The sequence below is a fragment of the Paenibacillus sp. TY11 genome (genome assembly GCF_059772165.1).
This window is the reverse complement of sequence record NZ_JCBAIQ010000006.1, coordinates 174,141-192,092: the sequence shown is the minus strand read 5'-3', so window position 1 is coordinate 192,092 and position 17,952 is coordinate 174,141. Positions and strand designations below refer to the sequence as shown.

The following is a 17,952-nucleotide window of genomic DNA, read 5'->3' as shown; positions in this document are numbered from 1 at the left end:
GAACGCCAAGAGCCTCCACGGAATATTCCGGGAGGCTCAAGATATGGCGATATCAGAATAATGCATCGATTTACACATGTACAAGCTGGAGATAACGTTGTGTTTCATCCAGAACTTCATGATCTTCGTCTTCGGCGTAACGCTCTGCACACTGCTTGCAATCCTCTTCAGTCGTGCAACCGTAGGCATCCTGGCAAGTGTAGCAAAATTGAAGGTAGTATTGGGTTAACATATGATCCTGATTCGCTCTCATGATTATCACTCCTATCGTTGTTTACAGGTTCAGTATAACAGCGGCTTATTCGTTAGTTTGTGATTTTTTTCACATATAGTCGTATAAAATTTAAATTTTTTAAAAATAAAACGCCCTGGGAAAACAGCCCAGGGCAATCACCTTTATAATGGTTATAAAATTCTCCAGTTCGCACCGCCGTCCGTCGTTTTCAGCAGTAGTGATTTCTTGTCATCGAGGCGTTCCAAAAGCAGCCAACCTACCGAAGAAGAAGCAAAACGGAGCTTGACCGATCGTGGGTAGTCTTTTAGCTTCAAAGGTAGCACTTTGTTGCCTGTGAGACTTGTCCACGTCTTCCCTCCATCCATGGTGCGGCTCATTCCGGTTTCGGTTATGATCCACCCTTCCTTTTCGTTTAGAAAAGTACGCTCAGGGATAATAGCCTTACTATTGCTACTCAGACCCAAAGGTACATCGCCCCATTGTGTCCCTGAATCATTCGTAAACAGTCCGTTATACTTTATACCGTTATCCCCATAGCAGAGAACTGGAATCCAATACGAGTAACTACCTTTAAGAGACTGCTGAGCTTCTGCTTTGGCCTGAGGGCAACCCTGCATTCTGTTAGCTACCGGAGTCCAGGTTTTCCCTTGATTCGATGTCTTATACAACTTAACAGTGCTATCCAGATTGATCGCCACGAAACCCTGATTGTTGGAAGAAAAGCTCATTCCCGCCAGACTGCCCTGATCCGGCAAACCTGAGCTTGATTTATAGGATGTCATACCAGAACTTTGCGCAACTTTATTCCACGTGGCTCCCCCGTCAGTGGTATGATACAACAGTTTTTGTTGATCCTGCTCATTCAGATTTATATAAGCCATGATCCAGCCTGTAGTTGGATTTACATATTGAATCGAGCTCACATGGTCCCCACTTGGAAGCGCTGAAACATCCCAACTCTGCCCTCCATCTGCCGTTCTCAGAATGACGGTTGCTGTTTTGTCCAGATTTTGACGGACAACCCAACCATGACGAGAATCAGTGAAACTGATGTCCTTTCCATATTCAAGCTTGTTTTGAAATTGGACGTTTTCGGAGGGGGAAATATTATTCCATGTTTTTCCGCCATCATGGGTATCATAAAGTCGAAGCTCATTATGGGTAACTCCCCAAACCAACCCTTTATTGTTATCGATCAAATGAAAATCCGCAATTCGCGTCTGTACTACATATTTGGCGTTTGGATCGCCCACCTTTGGAGTCACTGGTGGATTAATAGTTATCGTCTGTCCCTGGTCGTCTGGTTCCTCAATCGGAGGTTTAGTTACAGTTTTTGGGGCTTCAGCAGAACAGGCAGTCAGCAGGATGCCTGTCAACAGCATTACTCCCCCAAAGAGCGCACGCCAGCGCAGTTTCATAAAAAAATCCTCCCTCGATGGCATGCGGTAATCACGTGCCAAAAGCTTATCTGAAACAGAATTATACCATAAACGCCCCTATGTGACACTTTTCGCGTAATGACAAAAAAAACCGGACCCTCACAAAAGTGCAGGATGCCGGCTTTTTTTATCTTAGATCTATTAGGATTTACGGTTCAACAAACTTTTGTGATATCCATAGAAGAAATAAATCAGCAATCCAAGCAGTAGCCACACAATAAATCCGATCCAGGTGCTAATATGAAGCTGAAGCATCAGACCGATGCAAACCAAAGCACTCAAAAGCGGGAGCAACGGGACCCAAGGCACGGTAAACCCTCTTTTCAAATCCGGGCGTTTCTTACGCAGAACGATAACCCCAACCGATACCACAGCAAAAGCGAACAGGGTTCCAATACTCGTCAAATTGGTCAGTGCATGTAACGGGAACAATCCACTAGCCAGTGCGATAATACTGCCCACCAGCCAAGTACTTCGAATCGGTGTTTGAGTTTTGGCATTTACTTTAGATAAAAAAACAGGTAAAAGTCCATCACGTGACATGGAGAAAATTAGCCGCGTTTGGCCATACAACAGCACCAGTAGAACGGTGGTCATCCCCGCAATCGCACCGACTGAAATCAATCCGGCCACGAAATCCTGATGAATAAAGCGGAGAGCAAACGCAACAGGATCACTTACCCCCAACTGCGTATAAGGTACCATTCCCGTTAGCACAACTGAAACGGCAATATAGAGTACCGTACAGATCGCTAGAGAGGAAATAATGCCAATTGGCATGTTCCGCTGCGGATTACGTACCTCTTCGGCTGCAGTTGAGATGGCATCGAAACCCAGATAAGCGAAAAATACGATTGCCGCAGCACTCAAAACACCGGAAAATCCATAAGGCAAAAATGGTGTCCAGTTGGCTGGCTTAACATAAAAGATTCCGATCCCAATAAATAGCAGTACGACTCCGACTTTGACACAAACCATTATGAAATTGAATCGGACCGTTTCCTTGGCTCCGAGACTCAGTAACAGTGTGATGAGCATGATAATGCACACGGCAGGCAGATCAATAATGGTCCCCTTGGTCGAATCGAAGGCTGCGGTTAAAGCCAACGGTAAATGTACATCAAAACCAGCCAGCAAGCCTTGAAAGTAAGCAGACCAGCCACTACTAACAGAGGCGGCCGCCACCCCGTATTCCAGAATCAAGTCCCAACCCAGTACCCAGGCCAGAATTTCTCCAAATACAATATAACTATACGCATAAGCGCTCCCAGCTGCGGGAACTGTAGATGAAAGCTCAGCATAGCACAAGGCTGCCAATACGCAGGCAATTCCTGCAATAACAAAGGAGAGCATCAATCCGGGACCTGCATTTTCAGCTGCTGCCTTGCCAGTAATAACAAAAATCCCGGTACCGATAATACATCCTACACCAAGCATGGTGAGATCAAAGGCACCCATTGTTCTCTTTAAGCGACCTGTAGATCCACTCTCCTCGTGCGGGAGCAGTCCTGTTTTTTTTCGAAATAAGTCCATATACCTAATCCTCTTTCCATAATTTCATGCGTCAATATCGATGCTGCAACGCTTTAGTGCATGTTCCTTTCATTCGATTAATTATTAGTGAGCCCCGCTTTAAAGTCAAGGAGAAATGTCATATTTTTTTGCGGTGGAGTACACATATACGGTAAACTAAGTTGGAAAGATAAATTTTAAACAAATACCCCAAAATGAAAAGGTATTCAACCCGAGAAGGAGATGAGGATTTTATGAGCTTAAAACCTTACAAACGAAGTAGAGTGGCCATTGTCGGCATGGGAGCGGTTGGCACAACAACTGGCTATACCCTACTGCTGCGCCAACGCATGCAAGAACTTGTCTTTATTGATGTCAACGTCAAAAAGGCGAAGGGGGAAATGCTCGATATGAATCATGGGCTTCCTTTTCTCGGCGGTGTCAAAGTATGGGCGGGTGATTATGAAGACTGCCGTGATGCAGATATCATCATTGTTGCAGCGGGCGCTTCACAAAAGCCTGGAGAAACACGTATTGATCTTCTCAAGCGTAATGCCGAAATTTTTGAAAGTATTATTGATAATATCGTCAAGGTCAATACACACGGTATTTTGCTGATCGCAACCAATCCGGTGGACATCCTCTCCTACATCTCTTGGAAACGCAGTGGTTGGCCTTCAAGCAGAGTCATTGGATCAGGTACACTACTGGACAGCGCACGCTTTCGCTACTTGATCGGAAAGCAAAAAGGAATCGATCCACGAAGCATCCACGCTCATATTATTGGAGAACACGGTGACTCCGAGTTACCTGTATGGAGCACAGCCAACGTTGCTGGAACTCCACTGGAACTGGGCGAAGAAACGAAAAATGAAATTTTTGAAAATACGAAAAATGCTGCTTATGAAATTATAGATGCCAAAGGCGCAACATCTTATGCCATCGGGCTGGCTCTCGACCGGATCGTAGCTGCTATTCTCGGGGACGAGGGGTCGGTACTTAATGTGTCCACCTTGCTGGAAGATTATAACGGAGTATCTAACGTTTATTTAGGTGTTCCAAGTATCGTGGATCACAACGGGGTACGTGAAATTTTGGATCTTCCGCTAAATGACGAGGAACGTACAAGGTTGCATCAATCTGCGGACAAGCTGAAAGATCAAATTAGCAAAGTTCATATGTAGATCGGAAACATAAAAGCTAAACAAAACTGGCCTCCACAGCGGTAAGATCCGTTGAGAGGCCAGTTTTTTAGTCATTATAATGTAAAAGTTCAGTTTGTCGTCCTGCTATGCATTCGAATTACCAAGGTGGCGTATCGCCATCCACATCCTCATTTTGATGCTGGCGTTTCTCTTTTAGCCGCTCAGCCACCGTTTCAAACGATTCAGGTTGAAGCAGCTCAATCGGTGAAAATCCCTTTTCAAACGTAAATGCATCACCTTCAATAATAAGTGCATATCTATCATGAAGTTTCGTGATATGCAGCTTGGCGCCAAAGTCGGACAGTAGCCCACGCACGGCCGTATCATCTAGTTTAAAACGAACTTCAATTTCTGGTTTCAGCTCGACAATATGCTGTGCAGCCTCTACGACCTGAAGGGGTTCCCATTTCCCTTGCAAATCGCGTTTTTCGCTAGCCGCCCACAATTCCAGATCACGCTCTTCCTGCTGTCTTTCCTCATTAGATGCATCCGGCCATTTGGTTTCTACATAGTTCTGAACGAAGCCCATGACATGCTCATTGACAATTTCGGGCATGGATTGCTCATAGGTCACGAATTTCAAAAAATCTTCAAAATACCGGGCATGCGAAGACTGGTGAATTTTAAGCTCCCACTCATCGTTCATCCCCTCCTCAAGCATGTAAGGATACATGATGGATTTCATATTACGGGCAGAAATAGCCATTTCGACCTCACTCACCAGACTGCTTTCAGTAATTCTGGCAATTTTAGGTTCGAAATCACATTTCAGCACAAAAATAAACGGATCATCCGAGTGGGTATTCAAGGTAGCCTGTACAATGATCAGCGCTCCGCCGCGTACTGCGCTCGTATCCAGATACATCCGCACCAGATCGTCACAAGCATTTTTAAAATCTTCCTTATCCTCTGCTGCCCGCAGTCGGGCGAACATATTGAAATTCGGATTACTGCTCAATTCATGCTCCGGTTCGACGATAAAGCGGCCAATTTTGGTCGGTGCCTGCTCTGTGCTGGGATTTTTTTCAACCTTCCGCTTGCTAATACGAGTAAATTCCCCGTCCAGAAATTTTTTAACATCGCTTTCGTCATAATCGTAGTCGTCCATTGTAGCGTAATGCTTATAGGACTTACCACCCTGTCCTTCTTTTCCATCTACCTGAATTACAAAAAAAGATAAAAAATCCACTTGAAAGTTCATTTACGTTCCATTCGCTCCTTTTCAGGCATGTACGCGTAATTATATCACTATGAATTTAAAAGGTACATCGGATTCAGATCCCTATTATTAGATAAGCAATTTAGTTAACATAATATTTATTATGTTAACATTTTTTTGATTAGATATCATTCCCAATTCACTAGTTTAAAGTGAGTAATTTTATCACTATTCTAATTCACGTCCTTAAAGATCATTGGCCTCTTATTTTCCATGCTCTACTTTCTTCATGGTTTCAAAAAACATTTGACTAAATAGCAGTTAATTTATTATATTATCTATTATTATCTAGACAAAAATAAATTTTGTTTATTTAAAATGTTTTTCAAAGGGTTTGCGCCTGAAAACAGGAAAGGAGAGTTTGTTGTTGTTTAAAAATCCATATATAAGGACCATTATCGCCTCCAATGCGCTGCTAAATTTGGGCATTTGGGTGCGCAACTTTGCCATACTGTTGTATGTAACAGATTTGACTCATAATGATCCCGTATACGTGTCGCTCATTTCGGTTGCTGAATTCATGCCTATTTTTCTGTTCGCTATCATTGGAGGAACATTCGCGGACCGTTGGCGGCCCAAACGGACCATGATTAGTTGCGATTTGCTATCCGCGGCCTCTATTTTTATTGTCTTGTTGGCATTATGGTACGGGTCATGGCAGGTGCTTTTACTGTCCACTTTCTTTTCGGCCATTCTATCTCAATTTTCTCAGCCGTCTGCGATGAAGCTATTTAAGCAGCATGTAGCACCGGAACAGCTTCAGGGAGTGATGGCCCTTTTTCAGTCGCTTATGGCTTTATTTGTGGTCATTGGACCTGTCATCGGTACATTTATTTATCAGCACTTTGGTATCTTCGTTTCTCTTTCTGTAACAGGAGTAATATTTTTACTCTCCGCCCTTGTCCTGACAGGCATCCCACAGGATGAACAGAAACAACAGGCGGATCAGAATACAACTTATTTTATAGAGGAACTTAAAGAAGGAATGCGTTATGTGTGGGCTAACCGTACGCTCCGGACGCTTGGAGGTGCATTCACCGTAATCGGGCTGGCAGTCGGACTTATTCAGCCTTTAATGCTCTTTGTAGCTCTGGAGAACCTTGGTCAAAATAAAGAATTTCTGCAATGGCTGTTAATGGCCAATGGAGCCGCTATGCTAATCGGGGGAAGCGTCATCATGAGTGTTGCGAAAAAAGTACAACCACAAATGCTGCTGGTGGCCGGACTTTTGGTTAGCACACTGGCAACCTTCGGAATTGGCTGGTCGCACAGTATTGTCCTGACGCTGGGTCTACAGGTATTCAGCGGCTTATTTTATCCGTGTATTCAAATCGGCATCAATACCATGATGATGAAAAATGCCGAAGCAGCTTTCATCGGGCGTGTCGGCGGAGCCCTCTCTCCCCTGTTCATGGGGATGATGGTCGTCGGTATGAGTATTGGCGGAACGCTCAAACATTCGTCTTCCCTGTTTATCGTATTTGCCGTGAGTGCCGGTTTGTTTTTAGTCGGAGCGATGTTGCTGGTACCGTTGCTTCGTGACACCCCACCTGCACAAGCTGCCGTAGCTGGTGAATCTGAGTAACACAAAAAAAAACGATCCTAATTGGTATGGAGGTGTATCCTGCATCCGTTAAGGATCGGTTTTTTATGATCTCATCGTTATTTCATACGACCTATGACTCTCTTCCTTCATGATGTCTTTTCCACAATCGTGCGTACAAAAAAAGATTGCTCCAGACGAATATCCAGCTCCTGTAGTAATTCTCCCCATAGCAAAGGATTAAAACGCAGCTCAGTGTGATACATCGCCTTATTTGCTGGCATCTCCGCGTGGATCTTCACATCATTCATTTAAATGAGCTGTACATGTCCTCCTTGCTCACGCTCTGAACGAAAGCCATCCACGGACCAGGCAGCGGAATAGTCGATGTTCAGCGCCAGCTCCAGATAAGGCGTACCAAACCTTCATGTAATCTGGACTGTTCATGAAATAGCATTTTACTATGCGAAAGCTCGAAGCCTTTGCGTAAAAAATGTGTACGATGCACACCGTTTCCCCACTGTTCGGGTATATGATAAATATGTTCATGTTGCAATGTTGCTTGGATGAGGTCATTTTCATGGTTCATAAGGTTTGAATCGGCTATCTGATTAAAGTAATCATTAAATGTAGATGGAGAAGTATGTATCTTCATCTTGTTATCACTTCCTCCTTTAGATGGATTCGCAGTGCATACGAGTTCCATTCATATCTATAGTTGATAATAATTATCATTATCAACTGAAAGAAATAGCTATTCAATTAAGTTTATGTTAACATAATATTTATTACGTTAATTATATTTTCTTTGCCCTCTTGATCACCTTTGTATCCGATTGAAGAAGTTAGCCTTGACTTGGGTGCCTGTCTGATCGTATAGTATGGATATATCTTCAATTAAGGGAGAGATTTTGATGTCGGTGAACGTTCTTAACTAAGCAATTTAATATTCAGGGAAGACCATTCAGGCGCTTGTACCCTTTGGGGACAGGTTTGTTTGTTACTGTGTTTTTACCCTGACATTAGTTAAGAACATGCGGATATCATAAATCGCCTTCGGGATTATCTTCATCCAGGCCCTATTCCGTGCTGTGTTCAGCGCGGTTTTTTTGTTTTCAGATTTTGTAACTTCCCTTTAAACGTCCTTCCATTCGATCCAAATAGCTTAGCAAAGAGCTGTTGCGTGAATGTTTGGAAACACGAAACTCGGAACTACAAAAGCTGTATAACAGGCTTATTTGATGATAAATTCCCTCTTTCCTTAAGGGCGGAGAATGAACGTTTTGTTCATTCTCCGCCCTTTTTTATTAGCAAGGTTTCCAAAATCCTGTCACTACACAACTAAAGGAGAGATTTATTCATGAACGAAACTACAATGCTGCGTTTGGAATATGATCAAATTAAAACAAGAGTTTCCGAATGTGCTTTTTCTTATCTGGGTAAGCGTCATGCCGCTTCTATGCTGCCAATTACAGATATCCGTACAATCAAGATCCGTCTTGACGAGACGAACGAAGCCTTACAGCTCATTCGCCACGGAGCTAGCGTACCTGTTCCTTCGTTGGAAGGAATGGAGCACATTCTTCATCTGTTGGGAACCGGGTATATGTTCAGCGAGCGCGATTTTTCTCATATGGCCCAATTCATTAGAAGCTGCATTCAACTGATAAAATATATGAATTCCAAGGTGGATGCTGCTCCTACCGTCAGTGCCTATGCTTCTTCCATGTATGGCATGGAGCCACTTCTATCCGAAATCGAGAGATGTATTTATTCGGGACGAGTGACGGATATCGCCAGTAAAGAACTAGCTAAAATTCGCAAAAAAATTGCGGTTACTGAAGAACGTATCAAGAGAAAACTTGACTCTCTCACCAGCCGTCACCGATCCATCATGCAGGAAAATATGATTAGTCAGCGCAATGGCCGTTATGTGCTTCCGATCAAAAAAGAATTCCGTAAACAGGTGAAAGGCATTGTACTGGATGAATCAGGAAGTGGACAAACGGTTTATATTGAACCTGCCGAGATCGTAAATCTGCAATTCGATCAGAGCGCGAATATAGCTGAAGAATCAAAAGAAGAAATGAAAGTGCTGGGAGACCTGACGGCAATGGCTGAGTCATACAATCGGGAACTGAGCATCAACACAGAGACGGTAGGTGTACTGGATTTTTTATTGGCAAAAGCCAAATATGCCATGACTCTGGATGCTATCCCTGTCGAGCTTAACCTTGACGGGATTATAGACATCCGAGGTGCACGTCATCCGTTGATGGCCAATACCATGGTGCCGCTTGATTTCTCAATCGGTGAAGGTTATTCCTCGCTTATTATTACCGGACCAAATACAGGTGGAAAAACGATGGCTCTCAAAAGTGTCGGTCTGTTAACACTAATGGTACAATCCGGGCTGCTGGTACCTGTTATGCAAGGCAGCCGCATGGCTGTATTCGAGGAAATTGTGGTAGACATCGGGGATGGACAAAGTATTGAACATGCGTTGAGCACCTTTTCTGCACACATCCGCAACATGATTGGCATTTTAGAAACGGCGGACAGCTCTACTCTGATCCTGATCGACGAAATGGCATCTGGTACCGATCCAGGAGAAGGCGTAGGCCTATCGATCGCGCTGCTGGAAGAATTTCACCGCCGCCGGGCGACAGTAGTGGCTACCACGCACTTTAGCGAAATCAAGCATTTTGCTGAAAAAACACCGGGATTTCAGAATGCTCGTATGGAGTTTGATACCGAAACGCTGCAACCCTTGTACCGACTTCGCATCGGAGAGGCCGGGGAAAGCTACGCATACGCAATTGCCTTGAAACTGGGCATGTGGACTCGTATTATCGAGCGTTCGGAGGCCATTTCTGCTGGCAGAACGTCTCATAATACAGAGGAATCGTTTGTTATTCCCCCTTCTTTAGATGATGAAAAGTCTGATGATGCAAGTAAGCCTTTCCCTAAAAAAGCGTCTTTAGACCATACTGTCACAAAACAGGGGAAACAAGAACTCCCTCTCAAAACCAAGCCATTTGCCCTTGGAGATAGTGTTTATGTAGGCTACTTGGATCGGACTGGAATTGTATACAAAACCGAGGATGAACGGGGTAATGTCGGGATTTTGATTCAAGGACAAAAGCTGACCGTGAACAAAAAGAGGCTTGTCCTTCACATCGCTGCTACTGAATTGTACCCTGACGACTATGATTTGGACATTGTTTTAGAAACAAAGGAAAACCGCAAAAAACGGAAGCTTCTAGGGCGCAAGCATGTCGAAGGAGTGATGATTGAATCTCCCCCGGAAAATGAAATATAGACGCATGCGTATATTCTCAATTGAAAAATAAGCTATTTTTGATTGTTAGTGGAACTTTAATCTGCAAGCGGACACTTTGATAAGAGTGATCCACTTGCAGATTCCACTTGTTGTCACTTGAATGCATTAATAGGATTCAAAAACCCAGCATCAATAAATAAACATAATATATATTATGTGACCTTGATGATCTCTTTACTCCAGACTTCCCATATATTCCAAAACCATATTTGCCCTTTCCTTAACAGAATGATCTCCCTCAAGTCTCAATACAGAACAAGATAAATTAGACATCCAGTATTCATGTAAAGCTCTGCTTCTAACCTCTAAGCCAGTTTACTTCCAAGCGTTGATACTCCCGATCCAGAAGCTCCAAGGATATTTTCATATAAACCTCCTATATCAAACGTCTGTAATGCAAAAAGAGGCGTGTCCAAAGTTAAGGCACGCTCTTTTGTTGTTATTTTATTTGTTTGTAATACTCAATCCCGCACTCATCCAAATATAACTTTTGTTATCATTCAAGATGATAGGATTGTTTGTAGTTATATATAGCACCTTGCAAATTCGCTTCATTGCCTAATCTACTTTGTTCAATATCTGCACGCACAAAATTATAGAAAGAATCCTTATAAAGCTTTTCTAGCTCTTCCCTAATGGTAATAACCAGTAAAGGATTTTCGGATATGCCTCCCCCAATTACAAACTTTTCAGGATCAAGTATGGATTGCAAATTAATGATTTGTGTTGCGATGTTTCTACAGTATTCTCGAAAAATCGTTTGGACCGTGTCATCACCTTCTTCAATGAACTTGAATATCTTTTCACCTGTCATAGAATCTGCAGGAAGGTCTTTGGCTTTCGCAACGGTTTTAGTTAAAACAAAACTACTCCCTTGCATACCAAGCAGATAATCATCATTGTCTGCATTTTCGTTGTTAGTTCTAATGAAGGAGAACTCCCCAGCTGATAAATGATGGCCCTTCAGCAATTTCCCTTGAGAGATGATGCCACCGCCCATCCCTGTTCCAACGACCAGAACGACACCATCGGTAATCCCTTGTAATGAACCACGCCATGCTTCTCCAAGAGCAGCACACTTTCCATCATTTTCAATCGCTACAGGCTTGTGAAACGCTTTCTTAAAAATATCAAGCATATTTATATCATTTATATATCTTAATGAACCTCCATGCACCATGTGACCGCTTTCCGAATTCACAATACCTGGCATGCTGACGGCTATACCTTCACATTCATCCATAAACTGATTATGAATTTGCTTCAAAGCTACAAGCAGATTCTCAAGTGAGTCCAATGGAGTTTTAACTTTCCCCTTGCACATAAATTCACCTTGAAAATACAAACTAAATTTAATAAAAGAGCCACCAATATCAAAAACCAGTATTTTATTTTTCATGCTACGTATAGTCCTTTCATGAGGCAATTTGGGGTCTTCTCTCAATAACGATAATTAATATTATTACTTTTGTAAATCCATCATTTTTTTTATCGTTAATAAGACACCGTTTTCTTCGTTGGATTTAGTAATAAAACTGGCTGCATCTTTAGTATTCTCACATGCGTTTTTCATAGCAAAACTATATTTTGCTATACTCATAAGTTCCACATCATTTTCACCATCTCCAAAAGACATGGTCTCATCCTCAGTAACCCCCAATATCTCTTGGAGTTTTCTTACCGTCTCCCCTTTATGGGTATGAAGTGCTGTAATATCCAGCCAATTTGCTTCAGAATCAACGATATAGATTTGATTCATTAGAGTCTTTTCAACATGTTTTCTTAATAAGGAACTTCTTCCAGCTGGATCATATACAGTTATTTTAAGAAAGCTACTGTTGATTTGATCAAATGAATCAATCTTAATCACTTCTTTATACGAGCCTTTCACAATTTTATAGTATTCGTCTTGAATATGAGAATGAACAAATGCTGCTTCCGTTGTACATGCTATGATAATGAAATCGTTGGAAAAACTTTCGATATCTGTTATCGCTTGTAATGCTAAATTGTGTTCAATCGTAAACTCTTTGACAACGACTCCATCCTTTTTAATCCGCGTAGCACTGTCCCCTAAGATCCAGATGCCTTTTCCGTGCTCGCCAAATAATTCTTCTACTCTTTCACACTGCTTGCCTGTACAGGCTACAAAGGAAATATTATTTTCTTGCATTTCTCCATACACCTGATTAAATAATTCGACATCGAAAGTGCCACTATTATTCAGAAAAGTACCATCCAGATCACTTACCACCAGTTTAATCATATATAAATCCTCCCTTGCTATATAAAGATCTTTATTAGTCAAGTTTAATTTACGGCTTCTCATTTTCTTTCCATGGATCAACATCAAAATCTCTATTAAAATCTTCAAACATTCGTGCTGCAAGCTTTTGAACAAGAGGAGAATGAGCCAAACTACTGATCACGAAGTACATAATGATTAAAATTATGATACATGAGATACCTTCTATCCCCCACACAGTCACACATCCAACTTTAGTGCCAGAACTTGATCCATTTAATAGGTGCATTGCATATCCTGTACACTTATTAAACCATTTAATTAAACATATTAATAAAGAGAGTAAAAAAAGTACCTTTATTAAGTGAACATACAAAGTTATTCAAAAAAATCATCGATGGAGCGGTAAGGTTTTACTTCCTTAGGCTGCCCGGATAATGCTAAGCACCAATAAGTACCAACCCATATAACTGAGCAAAGTAAAATCAGTGAGATCATAGAGTGCCCTCGCTTTCTCTTTTAGGTTACACGTTTACTTTAGCTGATGAAACGCGTTTCAGGTCAAGTGATAATTTCTATTAACCCTTCAAAATTCTCTTTTTCAATGTACGATTCACTTGTTCTGAACTGAACAGCATAAAAAGAAGGAAAACAATGACGGCAATCGGGAAAAAATGAATACTTGCCTGAGAAGCTATAACCCCAAAAATGGGAGGAAGCAATGTTGTTCCTGTATAAGCAACTGCCATTTGATATCCCATGAGCTTGGAAGAATTCTCTTTACCAAACCGAGTTGGCGTTTCATGAAGAAGTCCAGGGTAAATCGGCGCAAGTCCTAACCCAATAAGAATAAACCCAGGTAATAAAAAGGTGACCGGCAAAGGAAACAACAAAATGAGTCCTCCTGTAATTGCAGTAAGTTGGCCAGCCAGAATTAACATACGATTATTTATTTTTAAAGTTACAAACCCCGTAATAAGCCTGCCTATTGTAATTCCACCGTAGTATAAGGATATCCAGCCAGCTGCTGTTTCGGCTGCAATGTTTCTGGCCCCTACCAAATAGCTGGCTCCCCATAAGCCCACCATGGCTTCCACACCACAATAAAACAAAAAAGCAATAAGCGTGTTTTTAACTCCTTTCATTCGAATTAGCTTTTGTTTGGGGATGTTCTTAACTTGTACAGTATTGGGATCTCTCTGTGAGTCGTCTGATTGGGTTTCGGTTATGGGATTTTGTATCGCGGCAACACGTTTCCATAATGGTAGTGTAATGAGCAAAATAATAACAAGACTCAACTGGATCATGGATACGGCTGTGTAGCCACTTCTCCATGAGTTGTAATTCGAAATGTAGAAAGACATAATAATCGGCCCCATCGTTGCCCCAACACCCCAAAAACAATGCAGCCAACTCATATGATGTGCCTTATAATGAGTAGCCACGTATTGATTGAGCGCTGCATCAACAGCTCCCCCGCCAAGACCAAGAGGAATTGCTAATAATACTAGCCAAAATAAAGAAGGTGCAAATGAAAATCCGAGTAGCGCTCCCGCAGTCAAAAAGCAGCTCACTAAAGTAATCTTGCCTGTACCTATTCTTTCAATGATACTTCCGCTAACTAGACTTGATACAATGGTTCCCCCTGCAACGACCATGGATACAATTCCGGCTGACCCAAAAGAAGCCCCAAGTTCAGGCCACATGACGGGCCAAGCTGACCCCAGCAGGGAATCTGGGATCCCCAAACTAATAAACGATAGGTAAATAATAATTAGAAACCACGTTGCCATCATTTCTCTCCTCCTCTTTTCACTACACATATATACATTATTTAAAGACAATGATTGGACGTTCCAATTCTTTTAGAGTTAACCCTCTCAACCCTGTTTTAAAATCTTCATAAAATAAATCGGAGAGAATAACCTCAGGATACAAAGGCATCTTATGCTTAGATTTGTAGGATTCTAAAAAATGAAAGAAAGACACTTCTTCTATATTCTCTCTATAGACCACAATTCGGTCAGGATCAAATACAGATTGTAATATTTGAATAATTTCACATATACTATTGAAGAAAACTTCCGTTCCCTTGCTTTCATCCCAAACTATCGACGGAAGGAATTTGATTTCACCAGCCAATCCATGTTTGCCTTTTAAAACCCCATTTCGCAAATATACTCCCATTCCCGGGGGAGAATTCTCAGGAAAATAAATAGCCAGCACACATTGATCTTCATCTATTTGTTCTCTATAGACGTATCCACATACAGCAGCATTTACGTCATTCTCCACAATAACCGGCAAACCAAATTTGCTTTGCACATCCTCTGCCAACCGAATTCCATTTAACCTTTCATGACTGCTGACTGTAATTTCTCCATTTACAGATTGTCCCGGGATTCCTATACCAGTAACTTTAATGGAGGGATAGTTAGAAATGATGTCTTGAATCGTGGAATAAAATTGTGTAGCATTAAAAATTTTAAAGGGATGCTCTTCTTTCATGAGAACGTCCTCATTTAAATTAACTACCGTAGTACACACTACATCTGTCCCTTGTTTTTCATTAATATGTATAATCAGTGCTAGACTATACTCATAATTAAAACGATAGGTTAACGCATGCCTGCCTCCGTTTGAAGGGACGATTTCATCTTCAAAGATCTCTCCATTATTAAGCAATTCCTGCATAAGGGTATTGATAGTTACCACACTTAAATCAGTCAATGCGGCTAGTTGGGGTTTTGTTGTCTTACTGATCTGCTTCAATACTTTGCGAACCAGGTTCAGATTTATTTCTTTAATTAAATTTGTATTAGCTTTTTCCATACATAGCACCTTCTTTTTATAAAATTATGAAACAACTTCATAAACCATATTTATAAAGTTGTTTTACTAATTTTGCAGCAAAATATTATCTTAGTCAAGGCAATATCGTACTAACCTTTATTTCACCATTGCTTTCCAGCTTATTCTGAATTATTCTAATGCTAATCATAAGACGATCGCTAAAATAAGGAGGCTAATCTATTGAAGAATGCTGTTGAAGAACTGGTGAGGATCATCGAGGATTATGAAAAAGAATTTTTTTCGATCACAGAACATGAATTTAATGCCAAACCGTTCTCGGAGAAATGGTCCAAAAAAGAAATACTAGGACATCTGTGCGACTCCGCTTCTAATAATCATCGAAGATTTATCATGATTAAGCATTCAACATCCCCTATCAAAATTGAATCGTATGCGCAAAATGAATGGGTGGCAGCTAATCAGTATCAGGAAGTGTTCTCTTACGTGGATGTCATACATCTATGGAAACTATTGAATAAGCAAATCATAAATGTGTTAAACTCATGTACATCATTCGATTCTAAGAAAAGATTTCAAAAAGATGACCACTCCACCGAAACATTACAGTGGCTAGTTGACGATTATATTCAGCATTTGCGGCATCATTTGGAGCAAATCAATCAAAAACAAGACTAACGCTATGAAAAAGAATACTACGTTCATGATTGTAATGACCTAAAGCCGTTGATGTGATTTTCAAGTCAGGATGTAATTCTGCCCAATGAGTTTACATAATAATAATTATGTAAACTCATTTTCATTTAATCTCAACTTTCATGCTATACTTACAATCCTGATATTGGTATCTGAATATCCAGCTTATCCATTGCTTTTTCTTTTTCCCGATCAGTGACATGCGTATATACAGTAGTCGTCTGGATGGATGAGTGTCCCAGTAGCTCCTGCACCGTACGCAGATCTGCTCCCTTACGTAAAAGCATCGTTGCAAACGTATGTCTCAGCTTATGGCTGGAGTAAGCCTCCCGACGTTCCATGCTCTTATCTTGCTGGAATCGTTCGAACGTTTCTGTAGCAATCTGTTGAATAGAACGTACTGCCAGACGACGACCTTTTTGGGATACGAACATCGCATCTTCTTTCCCTCTCCACGGCGTCAATCTTTCCTCCAATGCATGGTCTACAAAATCACACACGGCCTCTGGCACCGGCAGAGTACGCCACTTACGTCCTTTACCGAAAACATCTAAGGTACGTCTTTCTCGGCTGTAATCCGAGACATTCAAAGAATGAACCTCCCCCACCCGCAAACCCATGTATACCATAAGCAGAAAAATAGCCATATTACGATTTGCATATTTTCCTTCCACTGCGAGTAAAAACGGCTGAATATCCTTTTCATCCAGATAGACCGGCATACGATTCTTTTCAGTCTTTGCTTTTTTAATTCCCGATGCCGGATTCGTGCTACATAATTCAAATTCCTGTAGCGCTTTAAAAAAACTACTCACCGCCGCATGCTTACGGTTCCGCGTACTATCTCCGGCGCCTCCCTCCCGCGCTTTAGACAAATACGACATAACATGAATCTTCTTCACCTGATCGAGTGGTTTATCGCGCAACGTGCGTAAAAACTGCTTCACATCCCCGATATAATTTTTTTGCGTATGTATCGTATATCCCGCATCCTTCATCCAGATCAAAAAAGCTTCCAGCTCTTCAGCATACATCTCTTCACTTTCATCTGTTGAATCCATCTCCAAATGTCGTAACTCTTTTTTCATCTCGCTTGCCTCCGTTTCAGTTCATATTCCAAAATATGCCATAAAACGTTCATTTTCGTCTGCTTTTTATCGACAATCCAATCGACATCTTACGCAGGAGGACTTCTGAAAGTCGTTTTAAACCTAAACAGCGTATAATTTATATTATACGCTGTTTTTTAAGCGCTTTTCAAGTATAAATAAAGCGCTCCCCTCTTGTCCAGCCTGGTATCGCCTTTAAGCAGACATTTCAAAGCACTTAATGGGGGTGGCATAGGGTCAGAGGGGGTCGATCCCACAATGTAGACAAATTAAAACACGCTCAAGAAAAGTTCACCTAATGTAATTCATTCATATCCAAAACAAAACTAAATAGCCAATAGTCTTGCATGCGGCACCACTTCTCTACTTCATCAGCAAGCTGGGGGCGCTACTCTCGATCGGTAGCAGTCAAAATCGCCATAGTGGCCAAAACATGAATATCATGTGCAGTTTCCAGCTCGCTATCCGGATCACCTTCCGAAGCGCGTGCACCATCTCCATATGATAGCCTGCTAGCTGATTGTAATTTTCCCCCACTAGCAGCAGTGGATCACCAAGAATTTCACCGATTTTCGAGATGATGACCGTGTGATCC

General features: G+C 41.6%; 15 protein-coding genes and 1 pseudogene. 4 read left to right on the top strand and 12 right to left on the bottom strand.

Annotation, left to right across the window (positions count from 1 at the left end; genetic code table 11):
* Positions 1–70 precede the first annotated feature (70 nt).
* The 3 genes from AC6EJC_RS08510 to bcaP all read right to left on the bottom strand — a co-directional run bounded on the left by AC6EJC_RS08510 (position 71) and on the right by bcaP (position 3,207).
* Complete coding sequence (locus tag AC6EJC_RS08510) at positions 71–253, bottom strand: hypothetical protein (protein ID WP_025720704.1); 183 nt, start codon at positions 251–253, stop codon at positions 71–73.
* 152 nt (positions 254–405) lie between these two features.
* On the bottom strand, positions 406–1,653 hold the full coding sequence (locus AC6EJC_RS08505; protein ID WP_444953578.1) for a WD40/YVTN/BNR-like repeat-containing protein: 1,248 nt from the start codon (positions 1,651–1,653) through the stop codon (positions 406–408).
* A 162-nt stretch (positions 1,654–1,815) separates the two neighbouring features.
* Positions 1,816–3,207 carry a branched-chain amino acid transporter BcaP gene (gene bcaP / locus AC6EJC_RS08500; RefSeq protein WP_444953577.1) on the bottom strand — a complete coding sequence of 464 codons (1,392 nt, stop codon included), beginning with the start codon at positions 3,205–3,207 and terminating at the stop codon, positions 1,816–1,818.
* Positions 3,208–3,440: 233 nt separating this feature from the next.
* On the opposite strand from bcaP, the gene AC6EJC_RS08495 reads away from it, so the two are divergent.
* A complete protein-coding gene (locus tag AC6EJC_RS08495; protein ID WP_444953576.1) occupies positions 3,441–4,370 on the top strand; it encodes an L-lactate dehydrogenase in 930 nt (309 codons plus the stop codon).
* A 118-nt stretch (positions 4,371–4,488) separates the two neighbouring features.
* Here the strand turns inward: AC6EJC_RS08495 and AC6EJC_RS08490 are convergent, their stop codons facing one another.
* Positions 4,489–5,592 carry a DUF3900 domain-containing protein gene (locus AC6EJC_RS08490; protein WP_444953575.1) on the bottom strand — a complete coding sequence of 368 codons (1,104 nt, stop codon included), beginning with the start codon at positions 5,590–5,592 and terminating at the stop codon, positions 4,489–4,491.
* 385 nt (positions 5,593–5,977) lie between these two features.
* Here AC6EJC_RS08490 and AC6EJC_RS08485 point away from each other — a divergent pair, with 385 nt between their 5' ends.
* Positions 5,978–7,195: an MFS transporter gene (locus AC6EJC_RS08485; protein WP_444953574.1), complete on the top strand. Its 1,218-nt coding sequence runs from the start codon at positions 5,978–5,980 to the stop codon at positions 7,193–7,195.
* Between the two features lie 107 nt (positions 7,196–7,302).
* Here AC6EJC_RS08485 and AC6EJC_RS08480 read toward each other — a convergent pair whose 3' ends face one another.
* Together AC6EJC_RS08480 and AC6EJC_RS08475 are read right to left on the bottom strand one after the other, a co-directional pair.
* A complete protein-coding gene (locus AC6EJC_RS08480; protein ID WP_444953573.1) occupies positions 7,303–7,437 on the bottom strand; it encodes a hypothetical protein in 135 nt (44 codons plus the stop codon).
* Between the two features lie 107 nt (positions 7,438–7,544).
* Positions 7,545–7,808, bottom strand: a complete 264-nt coding sequence (locus AC6EJC_RS08475) for a hypothetical protein (RefSeq protein ID WP_444953572.1) — start codon at positions 7,806–7,808, stop codon at positions 7,545–7,547.
* A 705-nt stretch (positions 7,809–8,513) separates the two neighbouring features.
* Here AC6EJC_RS08475 and AC6EJC_RS08470 point away from each other — a divergent pair.
* Positions 8,514–10,475, top strand: coding sequence for an endonuclease MutS2 (locus AC6EJC_RS08470; RefSeq protein WP_444953571.1), 1,962 nt, complete (start codon positions 8,514–8,516; stop codon positions 10,473–10,475).
* Positions 10,476–10,670: 195 nt separating this feature from the next.
* Here the strand turns inward: AC6EJC_RS08470 and AC6EJC_RS08465 are convergent.
* From AC6EJC_RS08465 to AC6EJC_RS08445, 5 genes and pseudogenes are all read right to left on the bottom strand, one after another.
* Positions 10,671–10,808 (bottom strand): annotated as a pseudogene (locus AC6EJC_RS08465) (hypothetical protein); the annotation flags it as partial.
* Between the two features lie 184 nt (positions 10,809–10,992).
* Entirely contained in the window at positions 10,993–11,895 is a 903-nt protein-coding gene (locus AC6EJC_RS08460; RefSeq protein ID WP_444953570.1) for an ROK family protein, read from the bottom strand.
* A 63-nt stretch (positions 11,896–11,958) separates the two neighbouring features.
* Positions 11,959–12,762: an HAD-IIB family hydrolase gene (locus tag AC6EJC_RS08455; RefSeq protein ID WP_444953569.1), complete on the bottom strand. Its 804-nt coding sequence runs from the start codon at positions 12,760–12,762 to the stop codon at positions 11,959–11,961.
* 557 nt (positions 12,763–13,319) lie between these two features.
* Positions 13,320–14,537, bottom strand: a complete 1,218-nt coding sequence (locus tag AC6EJC_RS08450; protein ID WP_444953672.1) for an MFS transporter — start codon at positions 14,535–14,537, stop codon at positions 13,320–13,322.
* 34 nt (positions 14,538–14,571) lie between these two features.
* Complete coding sequence (locus AC6EJC_RS08445; RefSeq protein ID WP_444953568.1) at positions 14,572–15,573, bottom strand: ROK family protein; 1,002 nt, start codon at positions 15,571–15,573, stop codon at positions 14,572–14,574.
* A gap of 201 nt (positions 15,574–15,774) precedes the next feature.
* Here AC6EJC_RS08445 and AC6EJC_RS08440 point away from each other — a divergent pair, with 201 nt between their 5' ends.
* On the top strand, positions 15,775–16,230 hold the full coding sequence (locus tag AC6EJC_RS08440; RefSeq protein ID WP_444953567.1) for a DinB family protein: 456 nt from the start codon (positions 15,775–15,777) through the stop codon (positions 16,228–16,230).
* 149 nt (positions 16,231–16,379) lie between these two features.
* Here the strand turns inward: AC6EJC_RS08440 and AC6EJC_RS08435 are convergent, their stop codons facing one another.
* Positions 16,380–17,336: a tyrosine-type recombinase/integrase gene (locus tag AC6EJC_RS08435; protein WP_444953566.1), complete on the bottom strand. Its 957-nt coding sequence runs from the start codon at positions 17,334–17,336 to the stop codon at positions 16,380–16,382.
* Positions 17,337–17,952 lie beyond the last annotated feature (616 nt).